Annotated in this window: 15 protein-coding genes; 12 read left to right on the top strand and 3 right to left on the bottom strand. The window is 63.2% G+C overall.

From position 1 onward, the window contains the following. Position 1: 1 nt before the first annotated feature. The gene (locus DWU98_RS10165) at positions 2 to 2,056 is read right to left on the bottom strand and encodes a S9 family peptidase (protein ID WP_115495453.1); all 2,055 of its coding nucleotides are present in this window, start codon (positions 2,054 to 2,056) and stop codon (positions 2 to 4) included. A gap of 135 nt (positions 2,057 to 2,191) precedes the next feature. Here DWU98_RS10165 and xth point away from each other — a divergent pair, with 135 nt between their 5' ends. From xth to DWU98_RS10115, 10 genes are all read left to right on the top strand, one after another. Then, entirely contained in the window at positions 2,192 to 2,971 is a 780-nt protein-coding gene (xth, locus tag DWU98_RS10160; RefSeq protein WP_115495452.1) for an exodeoxyribonuclease III, read from the top strand. Positions 2,972 to 2,976: 5 nt separating this feature from the next. Further along, on the top strand, positions 2,977 to 3,654 hold the full coding sequence (locus DWU98_RS10155; protein WP_115495451.1) for a YecA/YgfB family protein: 678 nt from the start codon (positions 2,977 to 2,979) through the stop codon (positions 3,652 to 3,654). 172 nt (positions 3,655 to 3,826) lie between these two features. Continuing rightward, positions 3,827 to 4,660 carry a pirin family protein gene (locus DWU98_RS10150; protein ID WP_115495450.1) on the top strand — a complete coding sequence of 278 codons (834 nt, stop codon included), beginning with the start codon at positions 3,827 to 3,829 and terminating at the stop codon, positions 4,658 to 4,660. 231 nt (positions 4,661 to 4,891) lie between these two features. Continuing rightward, positions 4,892 to 6,454: an alpha-N-arabinofuranosidase gene (locus tag DWU98_RS10145; RefSeq protein ID WP_115495449.1), complete on the top strand. Its 1,563-nt coding sequence runs from the start codon at positions 4,892 to 4,894 to the stop codon at positions 6,452 to 6,454. Positions 6,455 to 6,886: 432 nt separating this feature from the next. Further along, the gene (locus DWU98_RS10140) at positions 6,887 to 7,330 is read left to right on the top strand and encodes an SPFH domain-containing protein (RefSeq protein WP_196239497.1); all 444 of its coding nucleotides are present in this window, start codon (positions 6,887 to 6,889) and stop codon (positions 7,328 to 7,330) included. 133 nt (positions 7,331 to 7,463) lie between these two features. Continuing rightward, a complete protein-coding gene (gene rsmG, locus DWU98_RS10135) occupies positions 7,464 to 8,096 on the top strand; it encodes a 16S rRNA (guanine(527)-N(7))-methyltransferase RsmG (protein ID WP_115495611.1) in 633 nt (210 codons plus the stop codon). A 152-nt stretch (positions 8,097 to 8,248) separates the two neighbouring features. Beyond that, complete coding sequence (locus DWU98_RS10130) at positions 8,249 to 9,103, top strand: ParA family protein (RefSeq protein WP_115495447.1); 855 nt, start codon at positions 8,249 to 8,251, stop codon at positions 9,101 to 9,103. Positions 9,104 to 9,112: 9 nt separating this feature from the next. Beyond that, on the top strand, positions 9,113 to 9,982 hold the full coding sequence (locus DWU98_RS10125; RefSeq protein WP_196239496.1) for a ParB/RepB/Spo0J family partition protein: 870 nt from the start codon (positions 9,113 to 9,115) through the stop codon (positions 9,980 to 9,982). A gap of 194 nt (positions 9,983 to 10,176) precedes the next feature. Beyond that, complete coding sequence (locus tag DWU98_RS10120) at positions 10,177 to 10,893, top strand: glycosyltransferase (protein ID WP_115495446.1); 717 nt, start codon at positions 10,177 to 10,179, stop codon at positions 10,891 to 10,893. Positions 10,894 to 10,962: 69 nt separating this feature from the next. Beyond that, on the top strand, positions 10,963 to 11,331 hold the full coding sequence (locus DWU98_RS10115; RefSeq protein ID WP_115495445.1) for a DUF488 domain-containing protein: 369 nt from the start codon (positions 10,963 to 10,965) through the stop codon (positions 11,329 to 11,331). Positions 11,332 to 11,346: 15 nt separating this feature from the next. On the opposite strand, the gene DWU98_RS10110 is transcribed toward DWU98_RS10115, so the two are convergent. Both DWU98_RS10110 and DWU98_RS10105 read right to left on the bottom strand, forming a co-directional pair. Further along, on the bottom strand, positions 11,347 to 12,294 hold the full coding sequence (locus tag DWU98_RS10110; protein WP_115495444.1) for a patatin-like phospholipase family protein: 948 nt from the start codon (positions 12,292 to 12,294) through the stop codon (positions 11,347 to 11,349). Positions 12,295 to 12,318: 24 nt separating this feature from the next. Further along, a complete protein-coding gene (locus tag DWU98_RS10105; protein WP_115495443.1) occupies positions 12,319 to 13,290 on the bottom strand; it encodes a helix-turn-helix transcriptional regulator in 972 nt (323 codons plus the stop codon). Positions 13,291 to 13,548: 258 nt separating this feature from the next. Between DWU98_RS10105 and DWU98_RS10100 the strand changes: the two genes are divergently transcribed. Then, the gene (locus tag DWU98_RS10100; protein ID WP_115495442.1) at positions 13,549 to 14,481 is read left to right on the top strand and encodes a hypothetical protein; all 933 of its coding nucleotides are present in this window, start codon (positions 13,549 to 13,551) and stop codon (positions 14,479 to 14,481) included. A gap of 85 nt (positions 14,482 to 14,566) precedes the next feature. Continuing rightward, a complete protein-coding gene (locus DWU98_RS10095; protein ID WP_115495441.1) occupies positions 14,567 to 15,379 on the top strand; it encodes a DUF481 domain-containing protein in 813 nt (270 codons plus the stop codon). Positions 15,380 to 15,438 lie beyond the last annotated feature (59 nt).

Genomic DNA, 15,438 nt, shown 5'->3' with positions numbered 1-15,438 from the left:
CTTACTTCCCCGGCGGCAGGTATTTCTCGAACCAGTTCAACGCACGCTGCAGCACGTCGCGCTGATTGACCGGGTTGTAGAAGTGGTGCCCCTCGTTCGGATACACCACCAGCGAGGTGGGTACGCCGAGCGTGCGCAACGCATGCCAGTATTCGAACGACTGCGGGGACGGACACTCCGCGTCGCGCTCGCCCACCACGATCAACGTGGGTGTCTTCACCTTCTTGATGAAGTTGATCGCCGAGCTCTTTGCGTACACCGCCGGATCGTCATACACGGAAGCGCCGAAGAACGGAATCATCCACTTGTCGATCAGATTCTGGCCGTAATAACTCTGCCAGTTGGCGATGCCCGCGCCCGCGACCACCGCACGGAAGCGTTGCGTTTGCGTGGGCGCGAACATACTCATGAAACCGCCGTAGCTCCAGCCGGTAAGGCCCAGGCGGTGATCGTCCACCGGCAGTTTTTTCTCTACCGCGTCCACGCCGGCGAGCGTGTCGCGCAGATCGCCGTAGCCGAAATCCTTGCGGTTGGCCTGCACAAACGCTTCGCCCTCGCCGAAACTGCCGCGCGGGTTGGTCATCAAGACGAAGTAGCCCAGCGCGGAGAACGGCGCCGCGCCATAACCCACCGCCGGCCAATGCGGCAGTACGGCAGCCGATGGGCCGCCGTGGACGTTGACGATCATCGGGTAGCGCTTGCTCGGATCGTAGTTGGCCGGATACAGCAGCCAGCCCTGCATGTGAAAGCCTTCGTTATCCCATTCGATCGACTCGGCCTTGCCCCAGCTCGGCTTCAGATCCGCATTGATATTCGTGACGGCTGCAGGCATCGCATTGCCCACCGGTCCGGCATACACCTCCGGAGCCAGTTCGAACGACGATTGCGCAAACGCGATCTGCTTATAGTCGGCGGAGAACGACAACGCGAGAATCGCGCCACCGGAGCCGATGTAACCGGGCGCTGTGAACAGCACGCGCTGCTGCTGCGCGCGATCGGCCTGCACGGCATAGTCGGCCAGTTGCGCGTGACCGTTGTCGATCTGGTCGACCAGCAAGGACTGCGGCGTGGTCCAGGTAAACCACGAAGGGGTCACGTGAATGCCCGGCGTCAAATCGACCGGTGCGCCGCCCTGCGTGGAAACGCTGTAGATATCGCCACCGGTCGAACCCTGATCGCTCATCAAGCCGCCGATGAACGCAATGCGCGAGCCGTCCGGCGACCAACGCGGTAGCGCGATCTGCAAGCCGTGCAAGGAGCCGTGCACTGTATTGGGATCGACCACCGCCACGCGCGGTGCATCGGCCTTCGCGCTCTGCACATAAAGCTGCGCGATCCACCAGTTGTTGTCGCCCGGTGCCGGGGCGGCGACATACGCCACGCGCGCGCTATCGGGCGACCAGGTGAATTCATAGACGTAGCTGTTGGCGGGCGTGACCTGCTGCAGCGAGCCGCCTTGCGAGGAAACCGTCGCGACACGTTGCACTTCGATGCCTTCCACGCCGATCTCGCCGACCGCGGGCTTCGCCGCGGCCACGGCGCTGGCGCGTCGCGTGGCGCCTTCGACGTAGAGGAACGCCAGTGTCTTGCCGTCGGGCGACCAGCTCAGCGCGTGTGCATAACCGTTGAGGTCGGCCAGATGGGAGGGCCGTTCCTGCGATTGCGTATCCAGTACATAAAGTTCCGGCTGCTTGCTGCCGCCCATCCCTGCGTGGGTGCTTGCGCAGTTGGAAAGAAACGCCAGATGCCGCGAGTCCGGCGACCAGGCGATGCCGCTTTCGCCGCACACGCCCGGTTTGGTCGCCAGGCCCACGCTACGCGCATGCTTGCCATCGGCGTCGGCCAGCACGATGCCGGGCTTGCCCTGGGTTTCCACCACCCAGGCCAGTTGATGGCCATCGGGCGAGAGCGCCACGTCACTGATCTCACGCACTTTGCCAAGCTGGGTGAGGAGCGCCTGGATGCGCGGATCGGTGGCGCCATGCGTGTCGGCAAACGCGGCGGGGGCAAGCAAGGCAGCCAGAAGCGGCAGCACGAGGCGGGAAGTCTTCAACATGGCGATACATTCCTCAGACACAGGAAAGCCCAACGCTAGCAGCTAACACCCCCTTCACCCATGTGCATGAAGGCACTCTCCCAGCGCCGGGCGAGGGGTCCGTGACCGTCGCCGTCATCCCGTACAATCGCGCGCATGAAAATCGCCTCATGGAACGTGAACTCGCTGAAGGTGCGCATTCCGCACCTCACGCAATGGCTGGCCGATGCGCACCCGGACGTGGTTGCCCTGCAGGAAACCAAGCTGGAGGATGCGAAGTTTCCGGTCGACGAACTGGCCGCCGCAGGCTATCAGGCGGTGTACGCCGGCCAGAAAACCTACAACGGCGTGGCGATTCTCGCCCGCAACGACACCGGCTTGGCGTTCGAGGACGTCATCACCGATATCCCGGGGCTGGATGTTCCGCAGCGGCGCATTCTGGCCGCCACGGTGGGTGGCGTTCGCGTGATCGATCTCTACGTGGTCAACGGCAAGGCCGTGGGTGATGAGAAATACATCTACAAGCTGCACTGGCTTGAGCGCGTGCAGGCATTTCTGGCGCAGCAATTGCAAAGCTATCCCAAGCTCGTCGTGCTGGGCGATTTCAACATCGCTCCGGACGACCGCGATGTGTACGACCCGGTGGCCTGGGGCGAGGACGTATTGTGCTCGCCGCCCGAGCGCGCCGCCCTCAAAGCGATCACCGACCTGGGCCTTCACGACAGCTTTCGGTTGTTTGAACAGGAGGGTGGGCACTTCAGCTGGTGGGACTACCGGCAAGGGGCGTTCCGGCGCAACATGGGCTTGCGCATCGACTTGATACTGCTGGGTGATGTCCTGAAATCGTCGGCCAGAGCTGCCACCATCGAGCGTGAACCGCGGCGCTGGGAACGACCTTCCGACCACACTCCGGTCACGGTAGACCTGGATATTTGAAGACAATGAGCGATACGAACACCGATTGGCCCAGTTCCCTGGACGATAGCGAGCTCGACGAGCTGGACACCTACTTGCGCGCGCACGCCCAGGACGGCCATCTGCTGCTCGACGGTGTGCACGGCCTGCTCAGCGCGCTGACGGTAGGACCCGTCCAGGTACTGCCGGACGAATGGCTGCCCGAAGTGCTGCACGATCCGTTTGTCGACGAAGAGGAAGGCAACCGCGTGCTGGCGCTGCTTGCCAAGCTCAACGATTCCATCAGTGCCGAGCTGGATGTCGATGCGTACGAGCCGATCCTGGGCGAAGTCGATACGGAGGCCGGCCCGGCGCTTTCCGCCGCCGGCTGGTGCGAAGGCTTCAGCCGTGGCATCGACCTGCGTGCGTCCCTGTGGGAAAAGCGCCTCGCCGATGATGCATCGTTGATGGAAACGCTTGGCCCCGTGATGGCGCTGGCGGTCGACGAAGGCATCCTCAGCGCGGAAGCCGAGTTCGAAAAACTCACCGACGAGGAATACGACGATTGCCTGGCGCAACTGCCCGCCGTGCTCGCCGCGGTGAGTCAGTATTGGGCCGAACATCCCGCCACCGAAGCGGAACTGGACGCCTTGCATCGCGCCACCGAAACCCGCGACGAGCCGCAGCAACCGCCGCGTCAGCGCAGCGGGCACTGGGTGCATTGAGCTCTTATCCCCTCTTCTCTGCGGGGAGAGCGGATCGGGGCGAAGGTCAACGTGCGGGAGCTAGCGTGACGAGAGCGTTCCATAGCCGGACCAATCCGTTCGTTTTCTCCCACTTGGGTGCGCCTGGCTGCACAACCACCTGTGCATCAGATCCTTCCGATAGGAGCACACCATGACCGAACGTCGCATCCTCCGCCGCATTCGCGGCACCGACACCTCCGACGGGGCGGGCGTCAAGCTCAAGCGCATCATCGGCCAGCCCGGGCTGGACATGCTCGACCCTTTCCTGCTGCTGGACGAATTCCGCTCCGACGACGCGGGCGACTACATCGCCGGCTTTCCCGAGCATCCGCACCGCGGGTTCGAAACCGTCACCTACATGCTGGCCGGACGCATGCAGCATGGCGACAATCACGGCAATCGCGGTGATCTCAAACCGGGCAGCGTGCAATGGATGACGGCAGGCCGCGGCATCCTGCATTCGGAAATGCCGCAACAGGAAAACGGCCTGATGTGGGGTTTCCAGTTGTGGGTCAATCTGCCGGCCAAGGACAAAATGACCGACCCGCGCTATCAGGACATCGATCCGCAGCGCATTCCGGTGGTGCATCCAACCGACGGGGTGACGGTGAAAGTCATTGCCGGCCGCCTGGGTGATGCCGAGGGTCCGGTGGCCGGCGTCGTCACCGCGCCTGTCTACCTGGATATCGCGGTCGAGCCGGGCGCCAGCCTGGACATTCCGCTGCCGGAAGGCCATCACGCCTTTGCCTATGTGTTCGATGGCAGGGACGCCCAGGTCGCCGGCGAGGTGCTCAAGCGTAGCGAGCTGGCGGTACTTTCGCCCGGTGACAGCGTGCGCATCGCTGGCGGCGAAAGCCCGGCCCGCGTGCTGTTGGTGGCCGGCCAGCCGCTTGCAGAGCCGGTCGCGCGCTACGGTCCGTTCGTGATGAACACGCCGGAGCAAATCCACGAGGCCATTGCCGATTTCCGCGCCGGCAAGTTCTGACCACGCACGCAGGCGCGAGACCTCAACGCCCTGCCGATCAGCCGATCGGCGGGGCGCCGTGTATAGGAACGACTTCCGCGTGGCCTTTTCTTTTCCCGCAGCCGACCACTGAAGATGACGGTCATTCGTACTAAGCAGGCTGCGCAAAATCGTAAAAGCCACTGTCAATAAAGCGCCTTGCACGCCCAGCTGCTTCCCGCACACTTACCGGTGAACACGCGGAGAGCAGGCATGAAGGCGAGCGTTTGGCTACGCGTAGGCGGCGCCGTTGCACTGGCGGTGTATGCATCAGGCCAAGTGTGTGCGCAGACAAACCTCACAGCGCAGATCACCGTGCATGCCGACCGGCCAGGCGCGGTGATCCATCCGGAAATCTATGGCCAGTTCGCCGAGCAGCTCGGTGCCGGCATCTACGGCGGCATCTGGGTGGGCGAGCATTCGTCCATTCCCAATATCAAGGGTTACCGCAAGGATGTCGTGGAAGCACTGAAGGCCATCAAAGTACCGGTAGTACGCTGGCCCGGCGGCTGCTTTGCCGATCAATATGACTGGCGCGACGGCATCGGTCCGCGCGATAAGCGGCCGGTGCACATGAACGCCTCCTGGGGCGGCGATGATGGCAATCAGTTCGGCACGCATGAGTTCATGGATTTTGCCGAGCTGATCGGTGCCAAGACCTATATCAGCATCAATGTCGGTACCGGTACACCGCGCCAGATGAGTCAGTGGATCGAGTACATCACCGCGGACGGCCATTCCAGTCTGGCGCAGCAGCGCCGCGCGAACGGGCGTGACAAACCCTGGAAGCTCGACTACGTTGGCATCGGTAACGAAATGTGGGGCTGCGGCGGCTCGATGCGCCCGGCGTTCTATGCGGACGTCTATCGCCAATACGCCACCTTCGTGCACGCGCCTGCGAACCTGCCGATCACCCGCGTCGCCAGCGGAGCGAACGGCGACGATGTGCACTGGACCGACACGTTGATGGCCGCTGCAGGCAGCCAGATCGACGCCATCAGCCTGCACAACTACACCATTCCTACGGGCGACTGGACCCACAAGGGCTCGGCCACGCAGTTCGGTGAAGATCAATGGATGTCCACGCTCCGGGGCGCGCTGCGCATGGATGATCTGATCGCGCGACACGTCGCGGCGATGGACAAATACGACCCGACCAAACGCATCGCCCTGGACGTGGACGAATGGGGTATCTGGACCGACCCGCAGCCCGGCGCGAACACGCCTGCCCTGTATCAGCAAAACAGCTTGCGCGATGCCGTGTCGGCGGCCGTCACCCTGGACATTTTCCAGGCCCATGCCGATCGCGTGCGCATGGCCAACATCGCGCAGATGGTGAACGTGCTGCAGGCGATGATCCTTACCGATCAATCGCGCATGCTGCTGACACCCACCTATTATGTGTTCGACCTGTACAAGGTGTTCCAGGGCGCGACCTCCCTGCCGATCGACGTGCACGCGCCGCTGTACCGCTACGGAAAAGTCGCCATACCCGGCGTCCACGCCACGGCCGGGCGCGATGCTGCTGGCGGGGTGCATGTCGCGCTGGTGAATCTGGATCCGCATCACGCCGATACGGTCCACGTGCGCCTGCTTGGCATGCACGCTGCGAAGGTGACCGGCAGGATGCTGACAGGCTCGGCGGTCAACGCCATCAACACCTTCGATCATCCGCACGCGGTACAGCCCGTGGGGTTCGACGGTGCGACGCTGAAAGACGGCGTGATTACGGCGACCTTGGTGCCGAAATCGGTGACGGTGCTGGATATCCGCTAGGGCCTGATCACCCCCTGTTGGCGTGACCCGCACCCGGAGCTGTTTGGGCAAAAAGTGACCTGCGCACGTGAAATGGACGCCAAGGGCCACTTTAAGACCCCGTGCCGCCGGGCGTCATCTCGCCCCTCTCGAAGAAAATTAAACAAAATCAGCAACATATCGCAAGAGCCCAGGTTGGCAGGGGCTATGCATACCCATGACGCGGGCAAGGGGCCGCAAGTTATCGGGATTAAAGGAAAGCCACCGTTGTGACGATCTACTAACAGCATTAGTGATCGCCGGCACAACTGTTAAAACTTTGCATAGAAAAGGGTTGCGGAGCTCAATTTTCGGGCGTTAAATTGGAATTAATCCAGGACGCTTCAACCGCCTGTAGAATGATGCTTCGTAAAGTTTTTATAAACCATCGTTAACTGATTGTTTTAATGAATCATGACTGTCCTGACACTCACCCTCATCATGGTTTTCTCGCTCGCTGCCGTGGCGGTGAAACGGGTGCCGGCGGGTCAGGTCTACAGCCTTTATCGCAACGGTAAGCCGGTGCGCCTGTTGCAGCCGGGTACGCACGTGGTATTGCCGCTGGTCGATCGCGTCGGTCACCGTATTGATCTTGGCGGCCGCCTGTTGCGCTTCGACGCTCCGTTGGCTCGCGGCACCGTCTATTGGCAGGTGCTGGAACCGGAACGTGCGGACGCGGTGATCGAACAGGCCGACCAGCTCATTCGCAGCGGCGTCATCAACGCGCTGCAAGCCGATGCAACGGCCGATCAGCCCGAACGCCGCGAAGTGATCGCCCACCTCAAGACCTGCCTCAACCAGCAGTTGCGCGAGCGCGGCGTGATGGTCACGCGGGTGGAACTGGACACCGCCGCCTAAACACGAAAATCTGGCCAGGGTGCCCAAGAAGCACCGGCTCAGGGGAAACCTGAAAAGCTCGACCCGCTGCGGCGGGTCTTCTTTTATCCGCAACGCGTGGCGATACTGCGCGGCTGTGTTCCGAGAAATGGCGATGACCGACCGCTCAGCCCTGCAAACCCGGCTCGAACAGGGCATCGATGCCCTCGGCCTCACCCTGCCGGCCGATGCCGTGCCGCGGCTGCTCGATTACCTTGCCCTGCTGGAACGCTGGAACGGCGCCTACAACCTCACGGCCATCCGCGATCCACTGGAGATGGTGACACGCCACCTGCTCGATTCCCTCGCGATCCTGCCTTACGTACAAGGCCAGACCTTGGCCGACCTAGGCACCGGTCCAGGCCTGCCGGGCATTCCCGTGGCCATTGCCGCGCCGGGCCGGCAGGTGTTGCTGGTGGATTCCAATGGCAAGAAGGTGCGTTTTCTGCGCGAGGCGATCCGCGCGCTGAAACTGGACGGCGTACGCGCCCTGCAAACCCGGGTAGAGGACGTTGAAGGCCGCTTCGACTGCATCACCGCACGCGCTTTCGCCAGCCTGGCCGACATGCTCGCCTGGGGCGGCCATTTGCTGGCGCCGGGAGGCGCGTGGCTCGCGATGAAGGGCAAGACGCCGGATGACGAACTCGCAGGCGTACCGCCCGGCTTCGCCGTGCGCGGCATTCATGCACTGGCCGTGCCGGGGCTTGGCGCCGCGGAGCGGCATCTGGTGGTACTGGGGCACGCTTAACGCACTTGACCCCCTACCGGGACAGGGCTGTCATGAAAGCGACCTGCCCCCACGGCCGAATCCCCCCATGACGGCTGGGCGCAACGGGAGAGAAAGCGGCCTTCCTGCTAATCTAGCCGTCCTTTCGAACCCACCCACGGTACCGGACACACATGGCCCGTATCATCGCTGTCGCCAACCAGAAAGGTGGCGTCGGCAAAACTACCACTGCTGTCAATCTCGCTGCGGCGCTTGCTGCGGCGAAGCGCAAAGTGCTGCTGGTCGATCTGGACCCGCAAGGCAACGCGACGATGGCATCGGGCGTGGACAAACGCGACGTCTCACCCAGCGGCTGCGAAGTGCTGCTGGGTGAATCGGCGATCGACGAGGCCATCGTCACGACCGAAGCGCACTACGATCTTCTGCCCGGTAACGGCGATCTTACCGCCGCCGAACTCAAGCTGATGGACGCGCTCGCGCGCGAGAACCGGCTCAAGGAGCAGCTTGCGAAAGTGGACGGCAAGTACGACATCATCCTGGTCGACTGCCCGCCCACGCTGCACTTGCTCACCGTCAACGCACTCACCGCGGCCACGAGTCTGCTGATTCCAGTGCAGTGCGAATATTTCGCGCTGGAAGGTCTCTCCAGCTTGCTCGACACAGTGAAAGCCGTGCGCCAGCACTTGAATCCGCAACTGGAAATCGAAGGCCTGCTGCGCACCATGTACGACGTGCGCAACAACCTGGGCAATGAAGTTTCTGCACAACTAACGCAACATTTCGGCGATAAAGTGCTGCGCTCGATCATTCCGCGCAATGTGCGTCTGGCCGAAGCGCCCAGCCACGGTCAGCCGATTCATCTGTACGACCGCAGCTCGCGCGGTGCCATTGCCTACATCGGGCTCGCCGGCGAAATCATTCGTCGCGAACGCGGTTCGCAAGCGGCCATCGCGGCGCTGCACGCCATGCATGGCGACGCGCCCGAAGAATCCTCGGTGGAAGCTTCGGCACATCTGGATCAGGAGTAAGCAGAAAGAATGTCTGCCGCAAAGAAACGTGGATTGGGACGCGGGCTCGATGCCCTGCTTGGCGGCGGTGATACCGGCACGCCCTCGGTGATCGAACAGGAAGGCGAATTGCGCAACCTGCCGATCCAGTACATCCAGCCCGGCAAGTACCAGCCGCGCCGTCACTGGAACGATGAGGCGCTGGACGAACTGGCCGCATCGATTCGCGCCCAAGGCCTGATTCAACCGGTGGTTGTGCGCGCACTGGGCAAGAACAGCTACGAGCTGATCGCCGGCGAACGTCGCTGGCGCGCGGCGCAGCGCGCGCAGCTCAGCGAGATTCCCGCGCTGGTGAAAGATGTGCCGGAAGTGGCCGTGCCGGCCATGGCGTTGATCGAAAACATCCAGCGCCAGGATCTGACACCGCTGGAAGAAGCCGACGCCATCAAGCGCCTGATCGACGATTTCGATCTCACGCATCAGCAAGCGGCCGACGCTGTGGGCCGTTCGCGCGCTGCCGTGTCGAACATGCTGCGCCTGATCGATCTGCCCGCTTCCATCAAGCGCCTGCTCGATGACGGCAAGTTGGAAATGGGTCACGCGCGCTGCCTGCTCACGCTGCCCGAACACCAGGCCGAAGCCCTGGCGCTGGAAGCGGCGCGTAACAGCTGGAGTGTGCGCGAACTCGAAGACGCCGCACGCAAAGCGCAAACCGCGCCCAAGGGCAAAGCCAAGAGCGCGCCTGCGCGCGACCCGAACGTCGATGCGCTGGAACGCGAACTGGCCGAACGCTTCGCCACCAAGGTGGAAGTGGCGCACGGCCGCGGCGGGCGCGGCAAGCTGGTGATCCACTATCACAGCAACGATGAGCTGGATGGGATTCTGGGCAAACTGCGCTGATCCCCACACGCCCACTCCACTTCGGGGAGAGGGCTGGGGTGAGGGAACATTCGTGCGAGTGGACTTTTTCTCGCAACGCATTCGAGAGGCGCTTGATTGTCGCCGTCGAGGCGAGATTGATCCCTCACCCAAATCCTCTCCCCCGAGGGGAGAGCGCTTAAGACAATACATTCGCATCACAAGGCTAACCGTCCATGCCGCAACTTTCCGTCGTCGTGCCCGTCTTCAACGAACGCGACAACATTCCGCCGCTGCTCGCCGAAATCGCCGCCGCGCTGCGCGGTAAGCTGGACTTCGAAATCGTCTATGTCGACGACGACTCCAGCGACGACAGCCGCGCCGTATTGCAGGCCCAAAAAGCTGCGCACCCGGAATTGCGCGTGTTGCATCACGTCATCCGCAGCGGACAAAGCACGGCCGTGTGGAACGGCGTGCACGCGGCGCGTGCACCATGGGTCGCCACGCTCGACGGCGATGGCCAGAACGATCCGGCGGATATCCCCAAGCTGCTTGCCGCTCGCGATGGCGCCGCCGCGGAAGTGAAACTCTTCGCGGGCTGGCGCACCACACGCCGCGACAGCTTCAACAAGCGCATCTCCTCCAAGATCGCCAACGCGGTGCGTTCGCGCATGCTGCGGGATGCGACCCCGGATACTGGTTGCGGCCTCAAGCTGTTCGAACGCGAGGTTTTCCTGCGCCTGCCTTATTTCGATCATATGCACCGCTATTTGCCGGCGCTGGTGAAGCGTGCGGGTTATCAGAGCCAGAGCGTGCCGGTGGGCCATCGCCCCCGCACAGCCGGCACCTCCAAGTACGGCATGCTCGATCGCCTGTGGGTAGGCATCGCGGACCTGCGCGGCGTGGCGTGGCTGATGCGCCGGGCCAAGGTCACTCGCGTCGAAGAATTTTAGAGGCCAATCACGCCGCCTGGATAAGGCGGGCGTATGCTTGAGGACGTTGCTTGCCGCAGGAGGCCGCCCGTGAGCATCGCTATCAAACGCGTCTACGAGCCCTTTGCCACGTCTGACGGCTACCGTGTCCTGGTGGACCGCGTGTGGCCGCGCGGGTTGAAGAAGGAAGACGCAGCGCTGGACATATGGGCCAAGGAACTGGCGCCCAGCACTGCCTTACGCAAATGGTTCGGCCACGAGCCGGCGCGCTGGGAAGCGTTTCGTCATCGCTACGCCACGGAACTGGACGCGCGCGCATCGTTTTGGCAACCGCTGGTGACACGCGCCGAGCGACATCGCGTGACGCTGCTTTTTGGTGCGAAGGATGAGGAACATAATCAGGCTGTCGCGCTGAAGATGTATCTGGATAGCTGGATGAAGGCGAACGATCTGCGCTAGCAGACCGGCAACGTATCAGCGCGGCGGCGGATTCCAGGATTCCAGCGATTCGCGCATTTTTTCCCGCCCCAGTTCGATCAATTCCCGCGCCCGGTGGAACGCGTAAGGACTGGAGAGATTGCGTGCCAGTTGCACCAGCAGATCCGGCTGATAGGCGGCAAGCCGCAGGCGTGAAAGATTGGCCTGCATCAGGTCCATCGATTGTTCCAACAGCGCCAGCGCGCCCGGTTCATGCGGCTTGCCGGCTTCCGCCGCGCGCGATTCCATGCTGGGCAGCAGTTTTTCCAGCCACCGTCCAATGCCGCGCCTGGGTCTGGTGCTGGTGTCGCCCGCGGAGAGCTCCATCGGCATGGTGGTCTCTGCCGGCCCGTCGATGCTCACGGCGATCACGTAATCGGCCGGTTCGCGAATCAGTGGCGTCACCGGGACGGGGTTGAGCAGCGCGCCATCCACCAGCAAACGTCCCTCGATCGTGTGCGGACGGAACAGCGTGGGGATGGCGATGGACGCACGCACGGCGTCGAACAACGAACCGCGCGTCAACCATACTTCGCGTTCGCGTTCCAGATCCGTGGCGACTGCGGTGAACGCGATGGGCAAGTCTTCGATGCGCACATCGCCGACCAATTCGAGCATGGTGCCGATAATCTTCTCGCCCTTGATCAAACCGCCGCCGGCGAACGACAACGACCAGTCCACCAAGCGGAGCACGTCGAATTTGTCCAGCGTACACACCCAATCGCGATACACATCGAGCTTGCCTGCCGCATGAATGCCGCCGACCAGCGCACCCATCGAGCAGCCGGCAATGGCGACGATCTCAAAACCCTGCGCTTCCAGTTCCTCGATGGCGCCGATGTGCGCAAGGCCTTTGGCGCCGCCGGCACCCAGTGCCAGCGCGACGGTAGGTTTGCGCGCGAGTGCTTCCTTGCCGGTGGTCGGTTCCAGTTCGGTTGACGACATGGCGGTGGACGCGAACGGTCTTGCTTATTGATAGCCGGTCAGGGCGAGCTGCAGCATGATTTTCATTTCCTCGCGCAGTGGCAACGGTGCCACGATTTCCGCATCCGGCCCGTACTTGAGCACATCCATCAGCAGTTCGCGCGAGTTGGAGTATGGCAGCTGCAATTCGTAGCGTCCGTCCGGCAGCCACGCGCCCTTCTGCTGGGAATGCCAATGCTCGTCGGCCACCCAACGCGCCGCGTGCGCCGAAAAACGAATGGTGGCCCAGGCCTTGGGCTTGCCGGCGAAGATGCCATAGCTGGAAGCGAGCAGTTCGTTGAGCTCGCTTTCCGCCACGTCGGTGACCGGCGCGTCCAGCGTCTGCGGTTCGGCAATGCGATCCACTGCAAAGCTGCGCAAGGCCTCGCGATCGTGATCCCAGGCATCCAGATACCAGTTGTCGCGATAGTGGGTCAGGCGCTGCGGCGATACCGTGCGCCGGCTTTCGTTATTGGTGGTGCGCGCGCGATAGAGAAAACGAAGCTGCTTGCGATCCAGCACCGCGCCCGCGGTGATGCGAAAGGCCTGCTGATCGAGCTTGCGCTCGCCCCACGGGATGACGCGAATGCGTTCGACCGGCAGCGCCTTGCCGCTGGCGCGGTCGGACAACAGATGTTCGATGCGTGCCTTGAACGGCGCCAGCGCACCGGCCAGCACGCCCGGGCCGCTGCGCCCGATCAGTTCGTTGAGCGCCAGCAGCGCGGCCAGCTCGTCCGAAGTGAGCCACAGCCCCGGCAGCTCGAAACGCTGGCCTTCGGTGGCCTCGTAGCGGAACGCGGCGTGTTCGCCACCGGCGCTTTCGATCGGCGCGCCCAACGCATCGCGCAAAAAGGCGATATCACGGTAAAGCGTGGCGCGCGAGCATTCCAGCTCGTCCATCAGCCGGGGCAGCGGCACCGGGTAATGGGCCGACTTCAACAGACGGTGCAGGGTGAGAATGCGCTCGTAGCGATCCATGTCGACGTCTAGGAGGGGGAGGATTTGTGTAGCATGGGCAGCAGGATGATCTAATGCGTCCCACGTAGGCGGCATCACCTTTCGGGCTGACCATGGCTGTTCGCATGCCCTCGGTCCATCGGCTCGACAGACGCCCGGTCTGCTTTCGCCCATGCCCCTGTGGCTTGCGACAGACAGGGTCGGTGACGCCTACGTGGGACGCATCAGAGCATCCTTATGTGACGCCCGCAAGCGTCCACAGGACTTTCCCCGGTCCACATGGTCACCCCCTACAACCTATCGCAATCGGTCAGCGGCAACCCAGCTACCCCGCCGGTGGGGCTGGCGCCTATGCTTTTGGAAGTCCTTGCCCTGTGCGGCTACGGGCTTTGGATGCTGCTGGGCCTTGCGCTGGCGCTGGGCATCTACAACGCCGGCCGCGGCGAAGCCCTGGTGCCGCTGGCGCTAGGGTGCGCGTTCGTCAGCGCCGGCCTGCTGGCGGCCGCCTTGAGATTGCGCACGGTGTCGGAGTGGCACGGTTGGCGCATCGGCTGGAGCCAGCGTCCCACCCGCGAAGCACTCATCGCCCTGGCGACCTATCTGCCCATGCTCGGCGTGGCCGGGATGGTGCGCGGCAATGAAGGTTTCTGGGCCACGCGGCTGTTGAGCGTCGTATTGGCGTTGTGCAGCCTGGTCTGCGTCATCACCAGTGCCTATGGCTATCGCACGCGCAGGCTGGCCAACCAGGCCGGTCTTGCGGCGCAGTTACCGATCAGCCGATTGCTCTCGGCGTGCTATGGCGGCGGTCTGTGGCTGTGGGTGTGCCTGGTTTTTCGGGAGGACCCGCCCCGTCCCGGCGTCACCTCCTGGCCGTGGGCCATCGGGCTTTTGCTGATCGCGATGCTGCTGGGGCTGGTGGATGGCGTGGCCTGGCACTCGTTGCGCGGTTCGGGCCTGGGCTGGCATCGGCAGCGGCCGCAAGGTTTGTTGCTGCAGCGGTTTCTGGCCGCCGCGCTGATCTGCGCCGTGCCGTGCCTGAGCCTGGTGCTGGTACCCGCGTTGCCCGGCGGCCGTTGGCTGGCGTCTTGCGCCGCGGCTGCGTATATCGTCGGCAAGAGCCTGGAATTGTGGTTGTTTGACGTGGCCCTCACGCGCTTTGCCTTGGCCCGATCGGCCGCAAGCGGCGTGGCTTGGCCAGAGGTGCATGATTAGATCGGTCTAAAACATTCACTATAGATTCAAGCCACTTCGCTAAAGTGGATCGTTCAACGGCTTTTTAACATTGGACCACGCAGCAATGAAAAACCTGCTGATGACTGGCTTGGCGCTTACCGCCCTCGCCGCCTTCACCGCCCAGGCCCAAGACACCTCCTCCGGCACCCAAACCAGCACCGGCACCTGGACCGGTTCGGGTGAACTGGGCTTCGCCTCCACCACCGGCAACTCCCGCTCGCAAAACATCAACGCGAAGCTGGCCCTGAACCAGGAAACCGACCAGTGGAAGAACAGCTTCTTCGCCGACTGGCTGCGCTCCAAGGGCCAGGTCACCGTGACCGATGCCCAGGGTCAGACGCTCAAGCAATTCGACACCACCGCGGACCGCTATGACTTCGGCGCATCGGCGGGCTACAAGCTCGATCCGCGCAGTTACATCGTGCTCGCCGGCCGCTACGACCACGACGATTTCGCCTCCAACCGCTGGCAGGGCACGGTCTCGATCGGCTACGGCTACATGGCGCTGAAGACCGACCGCACGCAGCTCTCGTTCGAACTCGGTCCCGGTTACACCGAATACCAGCCGGCCACCGGCAGCCAGACCATCAACGGCGTGACGGTGCCATACGTGGCGTCGCGTCAGAGCGAAGTCGTCGCGCGCGGCCTGGTGAACTACAAATACCGTATCACCGACAACACCGCGTTCGACAATACATTCCTGATGGAAGCAGGCCCCAAGAACACCTACCTGCAGAACGACATGGGTCTTGCCGTGAGCATGACCAAGAAGCTCTCCATCAAGGTGGGCTTCCAGGTGCGCCACAACAGCGCCGTGCTGCCCGGTATCCGCCACACCGATACGCTCACCACGACCAACCTCGTATACAACCTTTGATCTGATCGCGCGGCCACCGCCTCGCGTCCCTCACCCCTTCGCGTGAACAACGCGGAGGG

It is taken from the genome of Dyella monticola (assembly GCF_003363155.1).
In the GTDB taxonomy this organism is placed as follows: Bacteria; Pseudomonadota; Gammaproteobacteria; order Xanthomonadales; family Rhodanobacteraceae; genus Dyella_B; species Dyella_B monticola.
This window is presented reverse-complemented; position numbering and strand designations above follow the sequence as displayed.

Coding starts and splice junctions, on each gene's coding strand:
- DWU98_RS10165 (WP_115495453.1), bottom strand. CDS start 2,056: ATGTTGAAGACTTCCCGCCTCGTGCTGCCGCTTCTGGCTGCCTTGCTT.
- xth (WP_115495452.1), top strand. CDS start 2,192: ATGAAAATCGCCTCATGGAACGTGAACTCGCTGAAGGTGCGCATTCCG.
- DWU98_RS10155 (WP_115495451.1), top strand. CDS start 2,977: ATGAGCGATACGAACACCGATTGGCCCAGTTCCCTGGACGATAGCGAG.
- DWU98_RS10150 (WP_115495450.1), top strand. CDS start 3,827: ATGACCGAACGTCGCATCCTCCGCCGCATTCGCGGCACCGACACCTCC.
- DWU98_RS10145 (WP_115495449.1), top strand. CDS start 4,892: ATGAAGGCGAGCGTTTGGCTACGCGTAGGCGGCGCCGTTGCACTGGCG.
- DWU98_RS10140 (WP_196239497.1), top strand. CDS start 6,887: ATGACTGTCCTGACACTCACCCTCATCATGGTTTTCTCGCTCGCTGCC.
- rsmG (WP_115495611.1), top strand. CDS start 7,464: ATGACCGACCGCTCAGCCCTGCAAACCCGGCTCGAACAGGGCATCGAT.
- DWU98_RS10130 (WP_115495447.1), top strand. CDS start 8,249: ATGGCCCGTATCATCGCTGTCGCCAACCAGAAAGGTGGCGTCGGCAAA.
- DWU98_RS10125 (WP_196239496.1), top strand. CDS start 9,113: ATGTCTGCCGCAAAGAAACGTGGATTGGGACGCGGGCTCGATGCCCTG.
- DWU98_RS10120 (WP_115495446.1), top strand. CDS start 10,177: ATGCCGCAACTTTCCGTCGTCGTGCCCGTCTTCAACGAACGCGACAAC.
- DWU98_RS10110 (WP_115495444.1), bottom strand. CDS start 12,294: ATGTCGTCAACCGAACTGGAACCGACCACCGGCAAGGAAGCACTCGCG.
- DWU98_RS10105 (WP_115495443.1), bottom strand. CDS start 13,290: ATGGATCGCTACGAGCGCATTCTCACCCTGCACCGTCTGTTGAAGTCG.
- DWU98_RS10100 (WP_115495442.1), top strand. CDS start 13,549: ATGGTCACCCCCTACAACCTATCGCAATCGGTCAGCGGCAACCCAGCT.
- DWU98_RS10095 (WP_115495441.1), top strand. CDS start 14,567: ATGAAAAACCTGCTGATGACTGGCTTGGCGCTTACCGCCCTCGCCGCC.